The sequence below is a fragment of the Leeuwenhoekiella nanhaiensis genome (assembly GCF_002744755.1).
In the GTDB taxonomy this organism is placed as follows: Bacteria; Bacteroidota; Bacteroidia; order Flavobacteriales; family Flavobacteriaceae; genus Leeuwenhoekiella; species Leeuwenhoekiella nanhaiensis.
In genome coordinates, this window is record NZ_KZ319287.1 from 131,978 (window position 1) to 151,877 (window position 19,900).

General features: G+C 42.3%; 22 protein-coding genes. 18 read left to right on the forward strand and 4 right to left on the reverse strand.

Features of this window, described 5'->3' with window-relative positions; genetic code table 11:
- Nucleotides 1-76: 76 nt before the first annotated feature.
- A complete protein-coding gene (locus CJ305_RS00590) occupies nucleotides 77-1,429 on the forward strand; it encodes an exopolysaccharide biosynthesis polyprenyl glycosylphosphotransferase (protein ID WP_099644301.1) in 1,353 nt (450 codons plus the stop codon).
- Nucleotides 1,407-2,174: a glycosyltransferase family 2 protein gene (locus CJ305_RS00595; RefSeq protein ID WP_099644302.1), complete on the forward strand. Its 768-nt coding sequence runs from the start codon at nucleotides 1,407-1,409 to the stop codon at nucleotides 2,172-2,174. The genes CJ305_RS00590 and CJ305_RS00595 overlap by 23 nt, the downstream gene beginning before the upstream one ends.
- Here CJ305_RS00595 and CJ305_RS00600 read toward each other — a convergent pair.
- Nucleotides 2,171-3,463, reverse strand: coding sequence for a phenylacetate--CoA ligase family protein (locus tag CJ305_RS00600; RefSeq protein ID WP_099644303.1), 1,293 nt, complete (start codon nucleotides 3,461-3,463; stop codon nucleotides 2,171-2,173). The two genes, CJ305_RS00595 and CJ305_RS00600, sit on opposite strands and share 4 nt — an antisense overlap.
- A gap of 70 nt (nucleotides 3,464-3,533) precedes the next feature.
- Between CJ305_RS00600 and purD the strand changes: the two genes are divergently transcribed.
- Entirely contained in the window at nucleotides 3,534-4,805 is a 1,272-nt protein-coding gene (purD, locus tag CJ305_RS00605; protein WP_099644304.1) for a phosphoribosylamine--glycine ligase, read from the forward strand.
- Between the two features lie 69 nt (nucleotides 4,806-4,874).
- Here purD and CJ305_RS00610 read toward each other — a convergent pair whose 3' ends face one another.
- On the reverse strand, nucleotides 4,875-5,090 hold the full coding sequence (locus CJ305_RS00610) for a DUF6341 family protein (RefSeq protein WP_099644305.1): 216 nt from the start codon (nucleotides 5,088-5,090) through the stop codon (nucleotides 4,875-4,877).
- Nucleotides 5,091-5,171: 81 nt separating this feature from the next.
- Here CJ305_RS00610 and CJ305_RS00615 point away from each other — a divergent pair, with 81 nt between their 5' ends.
- The 7 genes from CJ305_RS00615 to CJ305_RS19360 all read left to right on the forward strand — a co-directional run bounded on the left by CJ305_RS00615 (nucleotide 5,172) and on the right by CJ305_RS19360 (nucleotide 10,719).
- The gene (locus tag CJ305_RS00615; protein WP_099644306.1) at nucleotides 5,172-6,104 is read left to right on the forward strand and encodes a DUF6427 family protein; all 933 of its coding nucleotides are present in this window, start codon (nucleotides 5,172-5,174) and stop codon (nucleotides 6,102-6,104) included.
- Entirely contained in the window at nucleotides 6,092-6,736 is a 645-nt protein-coding gene (locus tag CJ305_RS00620) for a hypothetical protein (protein WP_099644307.1), read from the forward strand. Before CJ305_RS00615 ends, CJ305_RS00620 begins: the two co-directional genes overlap by 13 nt.
- On the forward strand, nucleotides 6,733-7,728 hold the full coding sequence (locus CJ305_RS00625; RefSeq protein WP_099644308.1) for a DNA adenine methylase: 996 nt from the start codon (nucleotides 6,733-6,735) through the stop codon (nucleotides 7,726-7,728). The genes CJ305_RS00620 and CJ305_RS00625 overlap by 4 nt, the downstream gene beginning before the upstream one ends.
- 6 nt (nucleotides 7,729-7,734) lie before the next feature.
- Complete coding sequence (locus CJ305_RS00630) at nucleotides 7,735-8,349, forward strand: DUF4254 domain-containing protein (RefSeq protein WP_099644309.1); 615 nt, start codon at nucleotides 7,735-7,737, stop codon at nucleotides 8,347-8,349.
- Entirely contained in the window at nucleotides 8,350-9,390 is a 1,041-nt protein-coding gene (locus tag CJ305_RS00635; RefSeq protein WP_223248763.1) for a glycosyltransferase family 9 protein, read from the forward strand.
- Between the two features lie 231 nt (nucleotides 9,391-9,621).
- Entirely contained in the window at nucleotides 9,622-10,569 is a 948-nt protein-coding gene (locus CJ305_RS00640; protein WP_099644310.1) for an NAD(P)H-dependent flavin oxidoreductase, read from the forward strand.
- A gap of 9 nt (nucleotides 10,570-10,578) precedes the next feature.
- Nucleotides 10,579-10,719, forward strand: coding sequence for a hypothetical protein (locus tag CJ305_RS19360; RefSeq protein WP_189319353.1), 141 nt, complete (start codon nucleotides 10,579-10,581; stop codon nucleotides 10,717-10,719).
- A gap of 93 nt (nucleotides 10,720-10,812) precedes the next feature.
- Here CJ305_RS19360 and CJ305_RS00645 read toward each other — a convergent pair whose 3' ends face one another.
- On the reverse strand, nucleotides 10,813-11,865 hold the full coding sequence (locus tag CJ305_RS00645; protein ID WP_099644311.1) for a ferredoxin--NADP reductase: 1,053 nt from the start codon (nucleotides 11,863-11,865) through the stop codon (nucleotides 10,813-10,815).
- Between the two features lie 108 nt (nucleotides 11,866-11,973).
- On the opposite strand from CJ305_RS00645, the gene CJ305_RS00650 reads away from it, so the two are divergent.
- From CJ305_RS00650 to CJ305_RS00665, 4 genes are all read left to right on the forward strand, one after another.
- Nucleotides 11,974-13,443, forward strand: coding sequence for a DUF5687 family protein (locus tag CJ305_RS00650; RefSeq protein WP_099644312.1), 1,470 nt, complete (start codon nucleotides 11,974-11,976; stop codon nucleotides 13,441-13,443).
- Between the two features lie 54 nt (nucleotides 13,444-13,497).
- Entirely contained in the window at nucleotides 13,498-14,211 is a 714-nt protein-coding gene (locus tag CJ305_RS00655; RefSeq protein ID WP_099644313.1) for an ABC transporter ATP-binding protein, read from the forward strand.
- Nucleotides 14,212-14,323: 112 nt separating this feature from the next.
- On the forward strand, nucleotides 14,324-14,563 hold the full coding sequence (locus CJ305_RS00660; RefSeq protein WP_099644314.1) for an addiction module protein: 240 nt from the start codon (nucleotides 14,324-14,326) through the stop codon (nucleotides 14,561-14,563).
- Nucleotides 14,553-14,831 carry a type II toxin-antitoxin system RelE/ParE family toxin gene (locus CJ305_RS00665; protein ID WP_189319354.1) on the forward strand — a complete coding sequence of 93 codons (279 nt, stop codon included), beginning with the start codon at nucleotides 14,553-14,555 and terminating at the stop codon, nucleotides 14,829-14,831. The genes CJ305_RS00660 and CJ305_RS00665 overlap by 11 nt, the downstream gene beginning before the upstream one ends.
- Before the next feature lie 168 nt (nucleotides 14,832-14,999).
- Here the strand turns inward: CJ305_RS00665 and CJ305_RS00670 are convergent, their stop codons facing one another.
- Nucleotides 15,000-16,133, reverse strand: coding sequence for a hypothetical protein (locus CJ305_RS00670; RefSeq protein ID WP_143469328.1), 1,134 nt, complete (start codon nucleotides 16,131-16,133; stop codon nucleotides 15,000-15,002).
- A gap of 237 nt (nucleotides 16,134-16,370) precedes the next feature.
- Here CJ305_RS00670 and porW point away from each other — a divergent pair, with 237 nt between their 5' ends.
- The 4 genes from porW to CJ305_RS00690 are packed head-to-tail and all read left to right on the forward strand — an operon-like array spanning nucleotide 16,371 to nucleotide 19,897.
- Entirely contained in the window at nucleotides 16,371-18,917 is a 2,547-nt protein-coding gene (porW, locus tag CJ305_RS00675) for a type IX secretion system periplasmic lipoprotein PorW/SprE (protein WP_099644317.1), read from the forward strand.
- A complete protein-coding gene (locus CJ305_RS00680) occupies nucleotides 18,917-19,318 on the forward strand; it encodes a bactofilin family protein (RefSeq protein ID WP_099644318.1) in 402 nt (133 codons plus the stop codon). The genes porW and CJ305_RS00680 overlap by 1 nt, the downstream gene beginning before the upstream one ends.
- Nucleotides 19,287-19,502, forward strand: a complete 216-nt coding sequence (locus CJ305_RS00685) for an AtpZ/AtpI family protein (protein ID WP_099644319.1) — start codon at nucleotides 19,287-19,289, stop codon at nucleotides 19,500-19,502. Before CJ305_RS00680 ends, CJ305_RS00685 begins: the two co-directional genes overlap by 32 nt.
- Complete coding sequence (locus CJ305_RS00690; protein ID WP_099644320.1) at nucleotides 19,499-19,897, forward strand: DUF6168 family protein; 399 nt, start codon at nucleotides 19,499-19,501, stop codon at nucleotides 19,895-19,897. Before CJ305_RS00685 ends, CJ305_RS00690 begins: the two co-directional genes overlap by 4 nt.
- Nucleotides 19,898-19,900 lie beyond the last annotated feature (3 nt).

The following is a 19,900-nucleotide window of genomic DNA, read 5'->3' on the forward strand; positions in this document are numbered from 1 at the left end:
TATTTCAAGGTTTGGCACTTACCGAAAATCTTTTAGTAATTTTAGCTCGTTTGCCCCTTTGGGAATATGTGTATTTATGAACGAAAAATCCATCAGACACAATTACCTGCTGCAACCGGCTATTGCACTTTTTGATCTTGTTGTCATCACGGTAAGTGCACTTTTATTGAGCTTGCCTACACGTGCTTTCCTCATTTTCGCGGTTTACAGTGTGTTTGCCTGGCTTATTACTACAGTAGGTTTTGGTTTTTATAAAGTGTATAGATTTACTCCGCTGGTGCGTATTCTGGGATTGATAAGCCGCCAGATTTTTCTTGTTTTACTATACACGCTCTCGTTCTTTGGCATTTTTAACGAAATCGATATCGAGCTGACAGATATTCTCAACTATCTGCTGGTTTCGTTGCTTATCATAGCGCTATTTAAAATTCTTGTTTTTAACCTTCGCAAGAAATTCAGGACTCGCCTGGGAGCAGATTATGTGCGTGTAGTAATTATTGGGCGCAATGCTAAAACCGAAAAACTCAGAGATTTTTTCAATTACAACCGCGCATACGGCTTTAAAATGCTTCAGAATTTCGATCTTAAAAATGATGAAATCAGTTTGGGTGAAATTCAAAATTATGTTTTAGAAAACAGGATTGAAGAAGTCTTTTGTTCTATCGCTGAACTCTCCAATAGCGAAATCAAACAGCTCATCGACTTTGCAGACAATCATTTGGTTAAACTAAAATTCCTGCCAGACAATAAGGACATCTTTACCAAAAAGATGGATTTTCAGTACTACGGGTATACGCCTATTCTTGCCTTGCGCACGCTCTCTCTTGATTCTCCTATCAATATGTTTCTAAAGCGTTTGCTGGATGTTATCATTTCGGTTCTTGTGATTGTTGGTGTTTTATCCTGGTTAACCCCCTTGCTTGCAGTAGTTATATATTTCGACAATAAGGGTCCGCTGTTTTTTAAACAATTACGGACGGGTCTTGACGGCAGGGAGTTTTACTGCTATAAATTCAGGTCGATGGCCGTCAATTCTGACGCCAATAAGCAACAGGCGAGCCGCAATGATTGCCGTACCACGCGTGTGGGTAGATTTTTAAGACGTACCAGTCTTGATGAGTTTCCGCAATTTTATAATGTCTTGATGGGTAATATGTCTGTAGTTGGGCCAAGGCCACATATGCTGAGTCATACCCTGGATTTTGCTTCACAGATCGATAAATTTATGTTGCGCCATTTGGTAAAACCGGGAATCACAGGTCTCGCCCAGATTAGCGGCTATCGTGGAGAGATTGAAACCAAACTTGATATCAAAAATCGGGTACGCCTCGATATCTTTTATGTGGAAAACTGGTCTATCTTGATGGATCTGCGTATTATCGCTAAAACATTTTTACAGGTCATCTATGGCGATAAAAAAGCCTATTAACACTCCGCTAATCTCGATTGTAACGCCCTGTTACAATTCGGCAGCCTATATTGAAGCGACTGTAAAATCCATTCAAAACCAAAGCATCATAGGCTGGGAGTTACTGCTCATTGACGATGGCTCTACAGATGCAACTCTTGAAATTGTAAGCCAACTGGCTGAAGCAGATGCGCGTATTTCTTATTTTCAACAGCCTAAAAATTTGGGCCCTGCGGCGGCACGTAATCGCGGTATCGAGATGGCTCGTGGCAGTTACCTCACTTTTATTGATGCCGATGATTTGTGGTTTCCGTACTTTCTAGAGCGCAGTCTAAAGGCCACAGAGGATCACGCTTTTGTATTTAGTTCGTATCAACGCCTAGATGAAAATCTGCAGCCCTACCTTTCTGATTTCATTGTACCGAAACGGGTGAGCTATACCGATATTTTAAAGAGCAATTCCATCAGTTGTCTTACGGCTTTTATTGACATTTCAAAGCTTGGAAAAAAGTACATGCCCTTGATTAAAAAGCGTCAGGATATGGGTTTGTGGCTGCAGTATTTAAAGGAAACCGGTTATGCTTATGGCATTCAGGAGCCGCTCGCGGTGTACCGAATACGACAGGGTTCGCTTTCGCGTAATAAATTAGCCCTGCTCAAATACCAATGGCAGTTTTACCGGGAATTTGCAAACTTAAATCCCTTACAATCGGCGTACTATATGGCTTGCTGGGCATATAACGGATATGTGAAATACCGCAATTAAAAACTTCGGGTGAATTGTTTCAGCTTACCGCGCTTGCTTCGGTCTAGCTGTTTTTTTTGTTCTATTTTGACAGTAACTTCCTGTCCCAGATAATGCAGTAATGCACGCTTTATTTTTTGGAGTTCCGCTTCCGCGAAAGCGTTATCAGCCACATATGCAATCTCAAAGCGATCAGGCTTAGACTGATGAATCACAAATTCTTTGACCGAGCCGGTGTCAGAAATGATTTCTTTGGTCACATAGTAAAACGCCAGCGCCGGAATCTTTTTTCCGTCAGGTAACAGCGCATAATCGCCCACCCGACCTTCCAGTTTGCTTAAAACCGGCAAGCCCTTTTCAAAACTCAAAGCTCCAAGATCTCCTATTTCATAGCGGATAAAAGGATGCGCCTTATTGAATAGTGCCGTAATCACGATTTTCCCCGAAACACCTTCAGGTAACGGCTTATTGTGCTCATCCAGAATTTCCACAAAAATCAGTCTGGAGTCTATCTGTAAGTCGCTTCCGGCATTGCCGATTGCAATAATTCCGGTTTCTGAAGCGCCGTATTCATTAATAACGGGAACGCCAAACTGCTTTTCAAGCAACGCCAAATCTTCCGGAAACAGCATTTCGGCAGTGACAATGCAGTGGGTAAGACTTGGGCAAATACGTTTCAGAACCAGATTTTTTTCAGCCAAATATTTTGCAAACAGCAGCAGCGAACTCGTGTAACCGTTGAGGTAGCTGTAAGCCCTGGTTTTAAAACGGTGTATAAAGGTTTCAAAATTTTCAGGCGAAGCGTCAAAAATGGGAAAGCGATAGCGATTGCCTAAAAAGTCTTTTAAACGCTCCCCATAATGATCGATACCGCTTTTTGGGATTCCATAAAAACGTGCTTCCGTTAGGCCCGTGTTAATCCCCAGCCCGGTATATAAATCCTGAATAGAAGCCCAGGTAAGTGCGTGGGCGAATTTGTCTTTAGCAAAAATAAAGGGATGACCCGACGACCCGGAAGTCTTGTGTTTGTGAATCGTTTTTTCAGAAAAGTCTTCAGAAAGACGTCTGGAAAGCGGTTGCTGCAAATCACTTTTGGTCAATACAGGCAGGGAATTCCAGTCTTTGACCTTTCCGGCCAAATTCTTGTAAAAGGGATTTTCAGCAAGATGATGCCTAAGAATTTCTGCCTTTCGGGCTTCTGTATAGGCGGAAAAATCCTGTTCTATTTCAGCCTGTAATTGCTGCAATTTGCGTTTCGCGGCCGCGATAGGATAGCCGTTAAGGCGCAGACTGAGGTTGGTTAAATTCACAAGACTAAAATTAGTAGGTCAATTTACAAACATTTATTTTTGAGGCTTAATTAATTTTTAAGCTCATCTGATGCATATTCTTATTCTGGGCGCCGGCGGGCGTGAACATACATTTGCCTACAAAATTGCTCAAAGTCCTAAATGTGAGAAGCTTTTTGTGGCTCCGGGTAATGCTGGTACTGCCGGTATCGCGACTAACGTTGATATTTCGGTAACCGATTTTGAAGCGATAAAAAAACTGGTTTTAGACGAAAATATAGATATGGTGGTTGTAGGCCCTGAAGATCCGCTGGTACACGGGGTATACGATTTCTTTAAAAATGATAAGGAATTAGCGCAGGTTGCGGTAATTGGTCCGTCAAAACGCGGGGCATTACTGGAAGGTAGTAAAGAGCGGGCTAAAGAATTTATGGCGCTGTACAACATTCCCACAGCGGCTTATGAAAGTTTTAAAGCCGAAAGTCTTGACGCCGGAAAAGCATTTTTAGAAGACTTGAAGCCACCTTATGTGTTGAAAGCAGATGGTTTGGCCGCCGGAAAAGGCGTTGTGATCTTAAATGATCTTGAAGATGCTAAAGCCGAATTGACCGATATGCTCACCAATAAAAAATTTGGTGCTGCCAGCGAAACCGTGGTAATCGAAGAGTTTTTGGATGGTATTGAGCTCAGTGTTTTTGTGCTTACAGACGGTAAAAATTACATCACCTTGCCTACGGCGAAAGATTACAAGCGTATTGGTGAAGGCGATAAAGGGCTGAACACCGGCGGGATGGGAGCAGTTTCTCCCGTTCCGTTTGCAGATGCGACCTTTATGGAAAAAATAGAAAATCGAATCGTAAAACCTACGATAGAAGGGCTAAAGGCCGAAGAAATTGATTACAAAGGCTTTATCTTTATCGGACTCATCAAAGTAGGGGATGATCCTAAAGTGATTGAGTACAACGTACGTATGGGCGACCCTGAGACTGAAGTCGTGCTGCCGCGTATCAAAAATGATCTCGTAGACGTTTTTGAAAAAGTTGCCGCACAAAAACTAGATGAGGTCGAGCTGGACCTAGATCCCAGATCTGCAGCTACCGTAATGCTTGTGAGCGGCGGTTACCCCGAGGCTTATGAAAAAGGAAAGGTTTTAACCGGCTCCGAAGCTGTTGAAAGTTCTCTGGTATTCCACGCAGGTACCCATCTAAAAGATGGAGAAGTGGTTACCTCCGGAGGGCGTGTGATGGCGGTGACTTCGCTTCACGAGGATTTTAAGGAAGCGCTTAAAACATCTTATAAAAACATTGAGAAAATCAAATTTGATAAGATGAACTACCGCAAAGACATTGGTTTTGATTTGTAAAACCAAAAGCATAGAACTAAAAAAAGCCCCGTAATTCGGGGCTTTTTTAATATGATTAGGGAACAAAAACTAGCTGTTAAGGTTGTGGTGTTCCTGACTGTCAAATTTATTGAGCTGTATGCACCAGTACACAAACGCAACTGAAACTACAATGATAAACACAATATTAATGAGATTTGCGGCTAACCAGCTGCTGTCCTGTAACTCACGCAACCAATCAAGTGGTGCAAATGCCACATCAACAAAAAAATCCTGAATTCCGTAAAATAAATCTTTCAATTCCATAATTGTATACTTTTACATCCTGATTACGAATGCCGCACCCGTTATTTTGAGTTGTGCGTTGCAAAAATAGAAAAAACTACAATGCTAACAAGCTTTTTTGGCGCTTCAAAACCTATAAATTTCGCAGTAATCGTGCTGGGTGTGATTCTGTTTCTAACAGGATATTACACACTTTCAGAATATTATGAGTTAACGGCTCTGGGTATTTTGAGTCGGTTTATGGTTTTACTACTGTATTTGTTTTCGCTGGGAGTGCTCAATTTTGTGGTAAAACGCAACACCCTAACTCGCAGAACGACTTACATTGTATTCTTTTTCGCCTGCTTTACCCTGGCTATTCCGCAGACTTTTTTTAACACAAACACCATACTTTCGGGCTTGTTTGTGCTTTTAGCCCTACGCCGAATCATCAGTTTAAAGTCAGAAAAAGACCAAAAAAAGAAAATTTTTGACGCTGCCTTCTGGATTGCCATCGCCTCGCTGTTTTTCTTCTGGAGTCTTCTTTTTCTGGTGGTACTCTATTTTGCCATACTGTTTTACACGCCTAACGAATACCGGAACTGGTTGCTTCCGTTTGCGGGTTTATTTACCGTTTTCATCCTGACATTTACTTTCAGCCTGTATTACGAAGGGGCAGCTGTATTTGCGCGTAACTACGTGCAATTACCCACCTATGATTTTTCGGCCTATAACAACCTGAGACTTTTACTGCCCACATCGTTTATTATTACGCTTTACCTGTGGTGCGGCTTTCGGTATATATCGCAGATTAGTGACGTGAGCCAAAAATTGAAAGCTTCGTATCTGCTTACCTTTATCAGCTCTGTGGTGGCTCTGTTTATCGCAATTATTCTGGCCCCTGACCGCGACGGCAGCGAATTGTATTTTCTGTTTGGTCCTTTAGCAATTATCACAGCAAATTATATCGAAACCAGCACGGGTTTTTGGTTTAAAGAAATGATGATGTGGCTGGCGCTGCTCATTCCGTTTATGGCAATCTTATGGGGTGCTTAGATTTGCCTACCATTGAAGACCAACTTAAAAGGCGCTGGACCTATCCTGAACACTGGTTTCAAAAGCAGAATGATCTCTGGGATTCTCGCAGTAATTTTATTTATGATTTACCTGATTTTGAAGTTTTGATTTCACGCATCAAGCTTGAATCTCAGGCTCACAATCTGGATTATCAACACTTTTTTCAGTATGCGATCAACCGCTGGTACAACTACTGGAGCGCCCGCGCTGTTGAACAGGTTTTTTGCGAGCAGCGGGGAGTAGTCGCTGCACAAAATGCCAAAGACCGTCTGGTTGATTTTAGCATAAACAGGATTAATTTTGACTTGAAAACTTCCGTTTTTCCAAAGGCTTTTAATCAGGATCTCGCTTTCGCGAAAGCAAACCCCGCACAACTCATCAACTGGCTGTATACGCATCAAAGCACCGGCAGGCGCTTTCATCTGGAAAACCGGCTCTTTATAATCGTGCATAAAGCGGACGGAAGGCATTACCGGTTAAAGGCAGAAATATCCTGGTTGCAAGGGCTTATTGCAGATTATGTGAGTACTTTTGATGCCTCAAAATTAGTTGCAGTTTCAACAATTAACTCAAAAAGCGTTTTTGCGGATATTATCTGGGCAGTACGATGAATTATATAGGCTCAAAACATAAACTTTCTTCTTGGTTGCTCAGCAGCATCAGTGACGTGTGTGGGCCTGATTTATCGAAGTTTGTTTTCTGTGATTTGTTTGCCGGTACGGGTAGTGTGGGGCGCACGTTTAAGCCTTTGGTTAAAGGGGTTATCGCAAACGATCTGGAGTTTTACAGCTATGTCCTAAACCAAAATTACATCGGCAACAATGAGCCGATTGATGCTTCGGCCTATATTGAAGAATTAGAAAATCTACCACCAAAAGCAGGTTTTATCTTCAATACCTATTGCGAGGATGGAGCATCGGGGCGTTTGTATTTTTCGGCCGAAAACGGCAAAAAAATTGATACGATCCGCAGCCAAATTGAAGTATGGTTTTCGCAGGGCGAAATAAACGAAGACGTGTATTTCTTTCTGTTGGCCAGTTTGCTGGAGAGTGCCGATAAGGTTGCCAATACGGCTTCGGTTTATGGCGCGTATTTAAAAAAACTGAAAAAATCGGCTCAAAACACCCTGACCTTAAAACCTGCTGATTTCGAAATCACCCCGGGTAATCATTCGGTCTATAACCAAAACAGCAACGAACTCATCAAAGCTATTTCGGGCGATATTTTATACCTCGACCCGCCTTACAACGCGCGGCAGTATGGTGCCAATTATCATGTGCTTAATACTATTGCAAAAAAAGATACCTTTGTACCCAAAGGGAAAACCGGGTTGCGGAGCTATAAAAAAAGTGCCTTTTGCAGTAAAATTGAGGTTGCAACCGCTTTTGAAGAATTGATAAAGCAGGCAGATTTTAAAACGATTTTCCTGAGTTACAATAATGAAGGCTTAATGCCCGCTGAAACCGTAAAAGCGATTATGCAGCGGTACGGCAAATACGATTTGGTCACCACATCGTATCAGCGTTTTAAAGCCGACAAGACCGAAAACCGCAATCATAAAGCAACCGGTACAACCGAATATTTACACATTTTAGAAAAATAACCAGCCATGATAACACATACCGCAAAACGTATATTTGAGCGCGCTGTAGACGATTACCACATAAAAGACCGCGTTGATCAGCCTTTTGACAACCCGTACGACACCGATGTTGATTTTTTAGAGCATTTGCTCTACCGCAAAGCCTGGATCGATACGGTGCAGTGGCATTATGAAGACCTTATTCGCGATCCGCAAATCGATCCCGTTGATGCGCTGGAGCTCAAGCGAAAAATCGACGCTTCAAACCAGGATCGTACCGATATGGTGGAGTATATAGACAGCTATTTCTTAAAGCTTTACCGCGATGTAGAGCCTAAGGATTCGGCAACCATCAATACCGAAAGTCCGGCCTGGGCATTAGACCGTCTCGCCATTCTCACCCTTAAGATTTACCATATGGAAGAGGAGGCAAATCGTGAAGATGCCTCAGACGAGCACAAAATCGCCTGTCAAAACAAACTCGACGTACTTATTGAGCAGCGTGTAGATTTATGTACGGCTATAGACACGCTGGTGCGCGATATCGAAAACGGTGACAAGTATATGAAGGTCTATAAGCAGATGAAAATGTACAACGACGAGGAACTCAACCCCGTGCTGCGCAGCCAAAGCAAGAAGTAAATGCCGGTTGCCCAAAATCCCCATATTCTGTGCATACGCCTTTCTGCAATGGGGGATGTGGCGATGACCGTACCCGTATTAATCGCCTTGACACGTACCTATCCCAATTTGGAGATTACGGTGGTGTCGAGGCCTTTTTTTGCGCCTTTTTTTGAACCGCTGGAGCGTGTGCATTTCTTTGGCGCAGATGTTAAGGGCAGGTATAAAGGAGCCGTAGGACTCTATAAACTGTATAAAGACCTGCAGCCCGGCCGTTTTACTGCGATTGCCGATTTGCATAACGTAATCCGCTCTAATGTGCTAAGATCTTTTTTTCGCTTACGCGGAAGTGAATCGGCACAAATTGATAAAGGCAGGGCCGAAAAGAAAGCCTTAACCCGGGAGATTGATAAGGATTTCAGGGCCTTAAAAAGCACCCACGCGCGTTATGCCGAAGTCTTTAAAAAATTAGGATATCCCGTGCAATTAACGGGCAACGAATTCCTACCAAAACAACCTATTACCGACAGTATTCGGGAGCATATAGGTCACGAACCTTACAAATGGCTGGGCGTTGCGCCTTTTGCCGCACACGCCGGTAAGCACTATCCACTGGAGTTGATTGATGTTGTTCTGTCTCAATTGAACCGCGAATCCTATAAAATCATCCTGTTTGGTGGTGGGGAAGAAGAGACTCAAAAGCTACAATCTTTTGCCGATAAATATCCCAATTGCGTTTCGGTAGCAGGTACATTCAGCTTTGCTGAAGAACTCGCGTTGATTTCCCATCTCGACGCGATGCTGGCGATGGATAGCGGTAACGGGCATCTTGCCGCGCTTTTTGGTATTCCGGTAGTTACAATTTGGGGAATGACGCATCCGTATTTGGGTTTTACGCCCTACGGTCAGCCTCCCGAAAATCAGTTATTGGCAGACCGGGAGCAATTTCCGGCGATTCCCACTTCGGTTTATGGCAATAAAGTCCCTGCCGGCTACGAGAAGGCGATGTACAGCATTAAACCGCAACAGGTAGTTGATTGCATCAAAACGGTTTTAGCGTAAACTATCCAGTACAGGTGCTCTCTTTTTTTACTTCTGATTTTCAGGTTTGGGCGTGACCCTGCGGGTCGGGCCATTCGCTGCAATTCCTCGTCCCGATCTGTCGGGACTGCGGGATTTACGCTGCTGTCCCTCACGCGGTTTGCAACTACCATTTTAAAGACTGCTTTTTAATACGCTTTTAAAACAGGAAAGCTGATTAAAAAACTAACTTTAGAAATCAATAAATTGACCATGAAAGCATCCCTTACGCAGTTACTCCCTATTCAGCATCCCATTATTATGGCGCCTATGTTTCTCGTGTCAAACGTGGCTATGGTTAAAGCTGCTATGCAGGCCGGGATCGCAGGCTGTATCCCGGCGCTCAACTACCGTACTTTACCTGAATTACGGGAAGCAATTAGCGAACTTAAAGCCGCAAAAGCAGATGGGGAAGCCTTTGGCTTTAATCTCATTGTCAATAAATCAAACACCAAATACCCCGATCAGTTGGCAGTTTGCTGCGAACTGGGTTGTGATTTCATCATCACTTCCCTGGGTAATCCCAAACAGGTAATTGAAGAAGCGCATAAAAAAGGAATTCTGGTGTTTTGCGATGTGGTCAATCTTGAGCAGGCCAAAAAGGTAGAAAGCTTGGGCTGCGATGCCATTATAGCCGTAAACAACGAAGCCGGCGGCCATCGTGGAGACATTTCGCCCCAAAAACTAATCGAAAGCCTCAATGCAGCGGTAACGATTCCTGTGATTTCTGCAGGCGGGGTAGGAACCCGTGCAGACCTGGAAGAAAAAATGAGCTATGGAGCAGCCGGGGTCAGCATCGGGAGTCCGTTTATTGCATCAGAAGAAGCGGGGGTTTCGCAGGATTACAAGCAGGCCTGTGTAGATTATGGGGAACAGGATATTGTGATGACCCAAAAGATCAGCGGTACACCCTGTACGGTGATCAATACGCCTTATGTGCAGAAAATAGGCACCGAGCAAACCTGGATAGAAAAGCTGCTCAATAAAAACAAATGGCTCAAAAAGTATGTAAAAATGCTTCGCTTTTTAAAAGGAACCAACATGGTAACCAAAGCCGCCACCGAAGCCACCTACAAAACAGTCTGGGTCGCCGGTCCCACTATTGAACATACCAAAGCCATTGAACAGGTAGCAAAAATCATTGCGCGCTTTACTAAATAATAGCAAACTATGAAAGCAAACGACTTAACTCCTAATGAACCTGAACCATCTGAAAGCTATAAAGCGATGATGGATGAGATGTTGTTGAAACATAAGGAAGGCAAATTGGAGTATACACCGATAGAAGAGGTTTTAAAGAAATATTCCTAACAAAAAATTCTCACCCGTTTTTAAAACGGGTGAGAATTAATTCAAAATCGTAAGATTTTATAATTCCCCCTTCGGGGGTTAGGGGGCTGGGCTTTATATTTCGTCGTAATCAACTGTAAGGGTTGCTGAGGTAGCCAGAGCCTGGCAGGTCAGGATCAGACCTTCTTCAACCTCATCATCGGTAAGGATCTGGTTTTTGCGCATTACTGCGGTGCCTTCGGTAATGCGGGCAATACAGCTGCTGCAAATACCTCCCTGGCAGGAGTGCGGTGCATCAATATCCTGCTCTAAAGCTGCGTCAAGAATCACCTTATCCTGAGGGATTGTGAATTCAAATTCTTCATCGTCGCAGATGATTTTTACCTGGGTTACTCCGTCAAGGGCTTCAGCGATCTCATCCCCTTCATCAGAACTGGTAAAGAGTTCAAATTTCACCTTATCGTCTGCAACTCCGTTTTCTTTTAAAACGCCTTTTACACCATTGATCATTTCTTCAGGTCCGCAGAGGAAAAACTGATCAAAATCGTGCGATTTGAATTTGTTTTTCAGCACAAAATTGACGGTAGCTTTTTCGATTCGGCCAAAATGCGCATCGGTTTCCTGCTTACGACTGTATATAAATTCGATAAACAAACGCTCGGGGTACTTCAGCTGTAATTCCAGCAATTCTTTGTGGAAAATCGTCTCTTCAACTGCTCTGTTTCCGTAAGCTAAAACAAACCGACTCTTAGGCTCCTGCTCCAATACGGTTTTAAGGATTGAAAGTACCGGTGTGATTCCGCTTCCGGCAGCAAATGCGGCGTAATCCTTCTGATTTTCGGGATTGGTTTCTACGATAAATTTTCCTTCAGGCGGGTGTACTTCAAGCGACTCACCAACCGTAAGTTTATTATTGGCTAAAACGGAAAAGGTTCCGCCTTCAACCTCTTTTACGGCAACTTTCAACATTCCGCTTTGCGGAGTAGAACACAGCGAATACGCACGGCGCACTTCTTTACCGTCAATTTGTGTTTTAAGGGTGATGTACTGGCCGGCTTTAAAGCTGAACTCCTCTTTTAAGTTTTGAGGGACTCCAAAGGTGATGCTCACTGCTTTATCGGTCTCGCGGGTAATATCCTGTATGGTTAGTGCGTGAAAATCGCTCATAGTTCAAAAAATTTGGGCAAAAATACGAAGCACAGGCGTTTTGCGCTGTAACAATTCTATAATTTTCGCACTAATGCGATGACAATACGTTCAAAAAAAGGCAATACAATGATCAAACACTTTATCAATCTGGAATGGAAGAGCTTTTTTAGATCTGCAGCTTTTCAAACCAATCTGGTACTCAAAATATTTATGGCCCTCGGGGCGCTGTATTTTATAGGTCTTTTTACACTTGCGGGTGTCGGAGCCTATTTTGGTCTTGAGGAAGCAGGTTATGAGCCCTTGCAAACGCTTAATAGGTTTATGATTTATTATGTGGTGCTTGATTTGATCGTAAAATATATGCTGCAAAAGATGCCGGTGGTCAATATTAAACCCCTGCTTTTACTGCCCTTTAATAAGTCTAAGATTGTAGATTTTGCGCTAGGCAAAACCCTGCTTTCGTTTTTCAATATCGTACACGCGTTTTTCTTTATTCCATTTAGTGTGGTGTTGCTGGCGCAGGGTTACGATCCGCTGCACGTGATTACCTGGCACCTGGGGATGATGGCGCTTATTTATGTAAACAACTTCATCAATGTGTTTCTTAACGATGCGATGGCTCTGGTTGTAGGTTTAGGTTCTATTATCCTTGGACTTGGAGCCCTTCAGTATTACGGAATTTTCGATATCACGCCCTACGTAGCGCCCTTTTTTCAGGGATTGTATGATACGCTATGGATGTTTGCCATCCCGGTAATTGCTGCAATCGCGCTCTATAAAGTCGCGCACGGCTATTTTCTGAAGCGTCTGTATCTGGATGCCGGTCTGGCCGTAAAAGCTCAAAAAGCATCAACCGAAAATCTAGATTGGCTGGATCGTTTTGGGAAAACCGCAACCTTCTTAAAGAACGACATCAAACTCATTAAGCGCAACAAGCGGTCTAAAACTACTGTGATTATGAGCGTGGTGTTTTTATTTTACGGTTTGCTCTTTTTTACCGGTGGTATTGAAAGTTATGACAACCCGTTTATGAAGATTTTTGCCGGAATATTTGTTTCCGGAGGGTTCCTGTTCAGTTTTGGGCAGTTTGTACCCAGTTGGGACAGCGCGTATTATCCACTGATGATGACTCAAAACATCCGTTATCAGGAATATTTAAAGTCTAAATGGATGCTGGTGGTGCTGGCAACGGCAGTATCAACCATTTTAGGTCTGGGCTATTTGTATTTTGGTTGGGAAGCTTATGCCGCTGTTTTGGTAGGCGGAATTTACAATATGGGCGTAAACGGACACGTCGTACTGCTAGGTGGCGCATACATCAAAACTCCTATTGATTTGACCAGCAACAAAAAGGCTTTTGGTGACAGTTCGGCATTTAACGTGAAAACCCTGCTGATTACGATCCCTAAACTGGTACTGCCTATAATTTTATACACTATTGGTCATTTCACTCTAGGACCGGTATTTGGTTATGCACTGGTCGCTTTGGCCGGTGTCGCGGGCTTTGCGTTCCGTGATTTTATGTTCAGAAAAATCGAATCGGTTTATAAAGCCGAAAAGTATAAAACCATAGCTGCGTATAAGCAGAAAAACTAATATCCCATCCCTAACCCTTCCAACAGGGGAGGGAATTATTAAAAACATATAATTATGATTCAGATTCACAACTTATCGAAGACCTATAGCGGCGTAACTGTTTTAAATATCGAAGAACTTCATATTCCTAAAGGCGAATCTTTTGGCCTTGTGGGGAATAACGGAGCCGGAAAGACCACACTGTTTAGCGCGTTACTGGATCTGATTCAGCCTACAACCGGTTATATTCAAAATGGGGAAAGCAAGGTTAATGAAAGCGAAGCCTGGAAATCGCACACGGCTTCCTTTATTGACGAAAGTTTCCTGATTGGGTATCTTACGGCTGAAGAATATTTTTACTTCATTGGCGAACTGCGGGGGCAAAACAAGGCTGATGTGGATGCTTTACTCGCCGGGTTTACTGACTTTTTTAATGACGAAATCCTCGGTAAGCGTAAGTATTTACGCGATTTGTCTAAAGGAAACCAAAAGAAAGTAGGCATTGTGGCTACGCTAATTGGTAATCCTGATGTGATTATTTTAGACGAGCCTTTTGCGAATCTCGATCCTACGACCCAGATTCGTTTAAAAGGTATTATTAAAAAACTGGCAACTGACCGAGACATAACCGTGCTGGTCTCAAGCCACGACCTCATTCATGTAACCGAAGTCTGCGAGCGTATTGTAGTACTCGAAAAAGGGAAACTGGTAAAAGACATCAAAACTTCTGAGGCAACACTTAAAGAACTGGAGGCGTATTTTAGTAAGGAGGAGCCTTTGGTGAATTAGTTCTGATATAATGCATCAGAAGACTCCCAACCTTTGAAGGAAGGCTTGGGATAAATGTTTTACTTGTTATCCTGTAAAAATTTATCGCTAATTTTACGGTAAACACTTGCTTATGGACTTACAGGCTGATATTAAATGGATTATACGGGAATTACAGGATGTAAACGACCCTAAGCTTATAGCGATATTTAAGGATCTTCTCAAATCCAGATTATCAGATCAAGAGCCTGAGATCACGAAGGAACAAAAAGAGCTATTAGACAGGCGTCTGGAAGACCATTTAGCCAATCCCGATGCAGGAACTGACTGGCAGGAACTCAAGCAGAGTTTGTTTTCAAAATATGGAATATAAACTAATCATTAAGCCTGAAGCCGAACAGGATTTGGTTGAGGCTTTCGAATGGTTATATGAGAATTCTAACGTAGCTCCAGATTTTCTTCAAGAGGTTGATGAATCCTTGCAACGCATACTTCAGAATCCATATAATTTTCAAAAAAAGTACAGGGAGATTCGTGTTGTTTTCACCACGAGATTTCGATATGGAATACATTACTTAATTGAAGATACCACCATTTTTATATTGGCTTTCTTGCATACTAGTAGGAGACCTCTTGAATAATTTGAAAAATTTATTGGCTCATTTAGGTAATCAAGAGCCTTTAGTTGACTAGTGCCATTAGAATACTGCAGTAGACTACCTTCCTTTGAAGGAAGGGTTGGGGATGGATGTTTTAAATCGAAGAAAGTGGCTCGCTTAGATATTTTTAAGACTGAAATAATTTTAATTTTACTGAAAAATTGAAATACTCCCCGGATAGTACGGCAATTCCGTTTTACTTAAAACTTCAGAGTCCATCGTTACAAACGCAACACCGTAATGAGGATTATTTGAAGAATCGTAATATCTATAGCCAATAACAGCGATTTCAAATTTCAGGTGTACTTCATATTGTACTATTTCCAGGTTGTTTGAACTTTCTATCGTATCGAATTGACTCAAAAGTTTATTGCGGTCAATGAGAAGCGTTTGTTTTGAAGAGAAATCGAAAATTCCTGGTGTATAACCAATATTAGAACGGTAGTCGTGAATGGCAATTTTGTTATTAATAATCGGGCTTGGAGTAAAAAACTGCCCTTTTCCTCCACCAATAAGGCGTTCCCCTTCAGAAAGCACCCTATCGTTTACAAAATCGTAAAGTTTATAGCCCGAACTTCCGCCCATTAGAATCTTGTTTTGGTCTATACCAAATCCCTCATAAGGATCAACATTTATAGTTCTTACCTTGTTTAAAGAAGACCATTCATAAATATCGATAAACCGCGATGGGTTTTGATTTTCCAGTCTTATGTTATAATCGTCATACCCAAAAAACAGATACTTGCCACGCACCACCAGTGTGTTTGATCCCCAACCTGATTTATTTTCTCCGGTAAAAGCTTTTTGTATCCGGTTATTAGAATAATCATACGAAATTACAGATTCCTGATTATCCATAAAACAAGTGGTAATTAATTTATTGCCAACGGGAATAGGATACGGGAAGCTACATTCTGCCAGGGGTATTTTAAGGGAAATTTCCTCCCTCCCTAGAATTTGATTGGTGGCTAAATTTTTCCTCCACAGGTTTAAGACATCCCCTTCCTGTAATTGAAAACTTATTGTGTTATCAATTAAACGAGAAGCTGCATTTCGAGGAAATCCCAGTTGCTCATTCATAAATACTGGTGTTGAGGCAGAAGCAGCCCCTTTCTCCAGGTCGATTTGAAAACGATTTTTGGTATCTATATTATTTTCAATCTCACTCGCCAATACAGTCACCTTAAACGGAAATCCCGTTTCAGCAATTTGTTCCGTTTCATCAGAATCACTAGAACAAGACAAAGCGACAAGGCTAATGAAGAGTAGTTGTAATTTTCGCATTAGTAGAAAAAAGTTAAGCGCTCAAATTGAGACATTGATAGAAATGCGTAGGGGAGATTGATAATTTCGTGAAATATAACAATTAGTTTTTATAATAAATTAGCTAAATGACTGTCTGCTTAAACTAAATGGATTAAGTCATTCTAAATTTTCAGCTTAAAATTATTTTCTCACCATTTAAACCCCTTCATACTAATTTTGCTACTTTGCAGTTATTGCTCTATAATCAATTAAGATTTGCAGACTTCGGCACAAAAAATACTTCTCGTTACCCTACTTCTGGCTGTTTTGGCAGGTTGTTCGCGTAAGAAAGATAAATTTCTGAGTAGAAATTTTCACGCGATTACCGCAGAGTATAACACGCTGTTTAACGGTAGACAGGCTTTTGAGCAGGGGCGTGATGCGCTTATTGAGGGCTATCAGGATAATTTTTGGGAGATTTTACCGGTAGAACGCCTGGATTCTCCAGATTTTATACCGCTTCCCGGTGATGCCGTAGATCCCAGTTTTGAGCGTGCCGAAGAAAAGGCCATAAAAGCCATACAAAAACACAGTATGGAGATTGACGGCACCGAGCGTAATCCCCAGATTGACGAGGCTTTTATGCTTTTAGGTAAAGCCCGATATTACGATTTGCGGTATGTACGCGCCCTTGAGGCTTTTAATTATATTCTGGCGTATTATCCTGCCAGCAATAACATTGCTCAGGCCAAAATCTGGAAGGCCAAAACAAACCTGCGTCTCAGTAACACCAAAATCGCAATTGAAAGCCTGCATAAGCTCCTTGACGAGGAAGATGCTTTAGATCAGCAGGATTTTGCTGATGCTTCGGCTATGCTGGCTCAGGGTTATATTGAAGAAAACCGCCTGGACAGCGCTTTGGTTTATATTGAAAAAGCCGCGTACCTCACCCGTAAAAATGAAGAGAAAGGTCGTTATTACTTTATAAAAGGGCAGTTGTACGATAGAGTAGGTCAAACGCTGCTAGCCAATGCCAATTACGATAAGGTAATTGACCTGAATCGCAAGTCGCCGCGCAGGTATATGATCAATGCGTATGTAAATAAACTGCGCAATTTCAATTATGAAGATCAGGATCCACAGCTTGCCTTCAATCTTTTGACAGACCTGGAAGAGAATCGGGAAAACAGACCTTATCTCGACATCATTCAGCATCAGTTTGCACAATTTTACCTCAATGTAGGACAACAGGATTCTGCAGTTTCTTATTTCAATAAATCCATTCGGTCTAACAGCCCCGATAAATACCTCACGTCACGCAATTACCTGAGTCTGGGAGATCTTAATTTTGACAATTCAGAATACCTGATTGCAGGGGCATATTACGACAGCACGCTAACTTTCGTACCTGAGAATACCCGGGAGTATCGTGGCATCAGCAAAAAGCGTGAAAATCTAAACGATGTCATCCTTTATGAAGGTATAGCAACCCGCAATGACAGTATTTTAAGTCTGGTGCGTATGAGTGACGCCGAGCGTACGGCGTACTTTGAGGCATACATAGCAAAACTGAAAGAAGAGCGCGCAAAAGATTCAATCGCAGCAGAAATCGCTGAGGCTACTCTGGCAAATAATGAGTTCTTTGTTCCTGATAATAGCAATGGGCCGCCACAGGCAGGAGGCTTTTATTTTTACAATCCTACGCAGGTAGCTCAGGGTAAACTCGATTTTAAAAATAGGTGGGGCTCACGACCCAATGAAGATTACTGGCGTATTTCTGACCGGCAGGGAACTTTACCGGAAAATACAGTAACTACAGGAGCTGATGAATTACGGGACGTTGAAGAAGACCGGCTTTTTGTGGTGGAGACCTATACCAGTCAAATTCCCACCGCACCGGCGGCGATAGACAGCATTAGTACGGAGCGTAATTTTGCGTATTATCAGTTGGGACTCATTTATAAGGAAAAACTGCGCGAACCCGATCTTGCCATTCAAAGACTGGAGAATTTGCTGGCCAGTAATCCTGAAAAGCGATTAATTCTTCCGGCTAAGTACAATTTATACCAGCTTTATGAGGCCGAAGGCGATACGTTTAACAGCGATAAATACAAGTTTGATATTCTTCAAAACTATGGGGAGACGCGCTATGCGAGCATCATTAAAAACCCAAATAAAGCTTTAGAGCAGGACGCCTCTGGCCCTGAAGCAGTCTATAACAACCTGTACAGGCAGTATGAGAATCAGGAGTACGAGGCGGTAATCGCAAAAGCTCAGGATTATATTGACGAGTTTGCAGGCGATGCCTTTGTGCCAAAATTTGAATTGCTTAAGGCTCTAGCCACTGGTAAACTTAAGGGCTTTGAGGCCTATGAAGAGGCGCTTAATTATGTAGCGCTCAATTATCCCAATCAGGAGGAAGGAAAGCAGGCTAAAGAATTGATTGAAAAAGGATTGCCGGCGGTTAAGAGCAGCACTTTTGTACCTGATGCGGAAGCTTTCAGCTTTAAACTGGTTTATCCGTTTTCAAAAATAAATCATTTGGAAACACTTAAGCTGAAAGATTCTACAGAGGTATTTCTGAATCGTCAGTCACGTAGCGATCTAAGTATTTCTGTGGATGTTTACGATGAAAGCACCGAATTTTTGGTTTTCCACGGATTTGTATCTGCTGCGGAAGCTTTAATTTTTTCAGAAACCTTAAACCGGGAAAAGCTTATCGCGTTGAAAGAAGAGGAACCGGTTATTATAAATTCGCAGAATTACCGAACCATTCAAATACACAAGAATCTGCAAGCCTATAAAAATCTAGAGACGAAGTGATGAGAAAAGAAAAAGGAAGAAACGAAATCGAAGACGGAAGCAAGCAAAACAGAATCAGTAAAGGAACCTCTATTACCGGAGAAATCAAATCTGAAGGTGATTTTAGGATTGACGGAACCCTTGACGGAAAAATAGAAAGTACCGGCAAGGTGGTGATTGGTAAGGCAGGTAAACTCAAAGGTACTCTGGTGTGTAAAGAGGCAGATCTTGAAGGTACGGTTGACGGCACCTTGACTATTGACGGACTTTTAAATTTGCGCAGCTCGGCTGTGGTAAAGGGAGAAGTGACCACCGGCAGACTTTCAGTAGAGCCGGGAGCCGATTTTAACGCAACCTGCAGCATGGGAGCAGCAGGTAAGAATGGAGAAGATGTCAGAAAAGAAACCGGAAAGTCCGCTTAAGAGCTGGGCAAAATTTTCAACCATAGCCATTCAGATGGGAGTTACCATTTGGTTAGGAAATCTCTTTGGCGCCTGGCTGGACCGTAAATTTGAAACCGAATTTTTGGAGCCCGTTGTTTCGCTTCTGGCGGTTTTTCTATCTATGTACGTGATCATACGCGCCGTAAAAAGCCTCAATTCATGAATTTAACGAAACCACTGGTTTTAAATGCTGTACTTATAGTCGTACTGGGCATTTTGGCCTATTTTATACACACCGCTGTTTTAGGGTATTTTGAAGTAGAACTTCCATATGCTTTAATCAACTTTTACCTCTTTGCAGGTATCAGCAGTCTCATTATTTGTCTCACATTTATCAGCCTTCCGGCTTTGGTTCCGGAGTTTTACGATAAGCTCGGCTTTATTTTTTTATTCACAATTTTTGGAAAGCTTCTTTTTATGGGATTAGTCTTTAAAGATTTGTTGTTTCAGGAGACCGTTTTTACGCGTCTGCAACGTCTTAGCATGTTGATACCCATATTTATATTCCTGATTTATGAGGTTCTGGTGCTTGTGAAAATCTTAAATAAAAATTCCTGATTT

Bases quoted from the DNA above. Each gene is read 5' to 3' on its own strand.
- CJ305_RS00590 (WP_099644301.1), top strand. From the start codon at position 77: ATGAACGAAAAATCCATCAGACACAATTACCTGCTGCAACCGGCTATT.
- CJ305_RS00595 (WP_099644302.1), top strand. From the start codon at position 1,407: ATGGCGATAAAAAAGCCTATTAACACTCCGCTAATCTCGATTGTAACG.
- purD (WP_099644304.1), top strand. From the start codon at position 3,534: ATGCATATTCTTATTCTGGGCGCCGGCGGGCGTGAACATACATTTGCC.
- CJ305_RS00610 (WP_099644305.1), bottom strand. From the start codon at position 5,090: ATGGAATTGAAAGATTTATTTTACGGAATTCAGGATTTTTTTGTTGAT.
- CJ305_RS00615 (WP_099644306.1), top strand. From the start codon at position 5,172: ATGCTAACAAGCTTTTTTGGCGCTTCAAAACCTATAAATTTCGCAGTA.
- CJ305_RS00620 (WP_099644307.1), top strand. From the start codon at position 6,092: ATGGGGTGCTTAGATTTGCCTACCATTGAAGACCAACTTAAAAGGCGC.
- CJ305_RS00625 (WP_099644308.1), top strand. From the start codon at position 6,733: ATGAATTATATAGGCTCAAAACATAAACTTTCTTCTTGGTTGCTCAGC.
- CJ305_RS00630 (WP_099644309.1), top strand. From the start codon at position 7,735: ATGATAACACATACCGCAAAACGTATATTTGAGCGCGCTGTAGACGAT.
- CJ305_RS00635 (WP_223248763.1), top strand. From the start codon at position 8,350: ATGCCGGTTGCCCAAAATCCCCATATTCTGTGCATACGCCTTTCTGCA.
- CJ305_RS00640 (WP_099644310.1), top strand. From the start codon at position 9,622: ATGAAAGCATCCCTTACGCAGTTACTCCCTATTCAGCATCCCATTATT.
- CJ305_RS19360 (WP_189319353.1), top strand. From the start codon at position 10,579: ATGAAAGCAAACGACTTAACTCCTAATGAACCTGAACCATCTGAAAGC.
- CJ305_RS00645 (WP_099644311.1), bottom strand. From the start codon at position 11,865: ATGAGCGATTTTCACGCACTAACCATACAGGATATTACCCGCGAGACC.
- CJ305_RS00650 (WP_099644312.1), top strand. From the start codon at position 11,974: ATGATCAAACACTTTATCAATCTGGAATGGAAGAGCTTTTTTAGATCT.
- CJ305_RS00655 (WP_099644313.1), top strand. From the start codon at position 13,498: ATGATTCAGATTCACAACTTATCGAAGACCTATAGCGGCGTAACTGTT.
- CJ305_RS00660 (WP_099644314.1), top strand. From the start codon at position 14,324: ATGGACTTACAGGCTGATATTAAATGGATTATACGGGAATTACAGGAT.
- CJ305_RS00665 (WP_189319354.1), top strand. From the start codon at position 14,553: ATGGAATATAAACTAATCATTAAGCCTGAAGCCGAACAGGATTTGGTT.
- CJ305_RS00670 (WP_143469328.1), bottom strand. From the start codon at position 16,133: ATGCGAAAATTACAACTACTCTTCATTAGCCTTGTCGCTTTGTCTTGT.
- CJ305_RS00680 (WP_099644318.1), top strand. From the start codon at position 18,917: ATGAGAAAAGAAAAAGGAAGAAACGAAATCGAAGACGGAAGCAAGCAA.
- CJ305_RS00685 (WP_099644319.1), top strand. From the start codon at position 19,287: ATGTCAGAAAAGAAACCGGAAAGTCCGCTTAAGAGCTGGGCAAAATTT.
- CJ305_RS00690 (WP_099644320.1), top strand. From the start codon at position 19,499: ATGAATTTAACGAAACCACTGGTTTTAAATGCTGTACTTATAGTCGTA.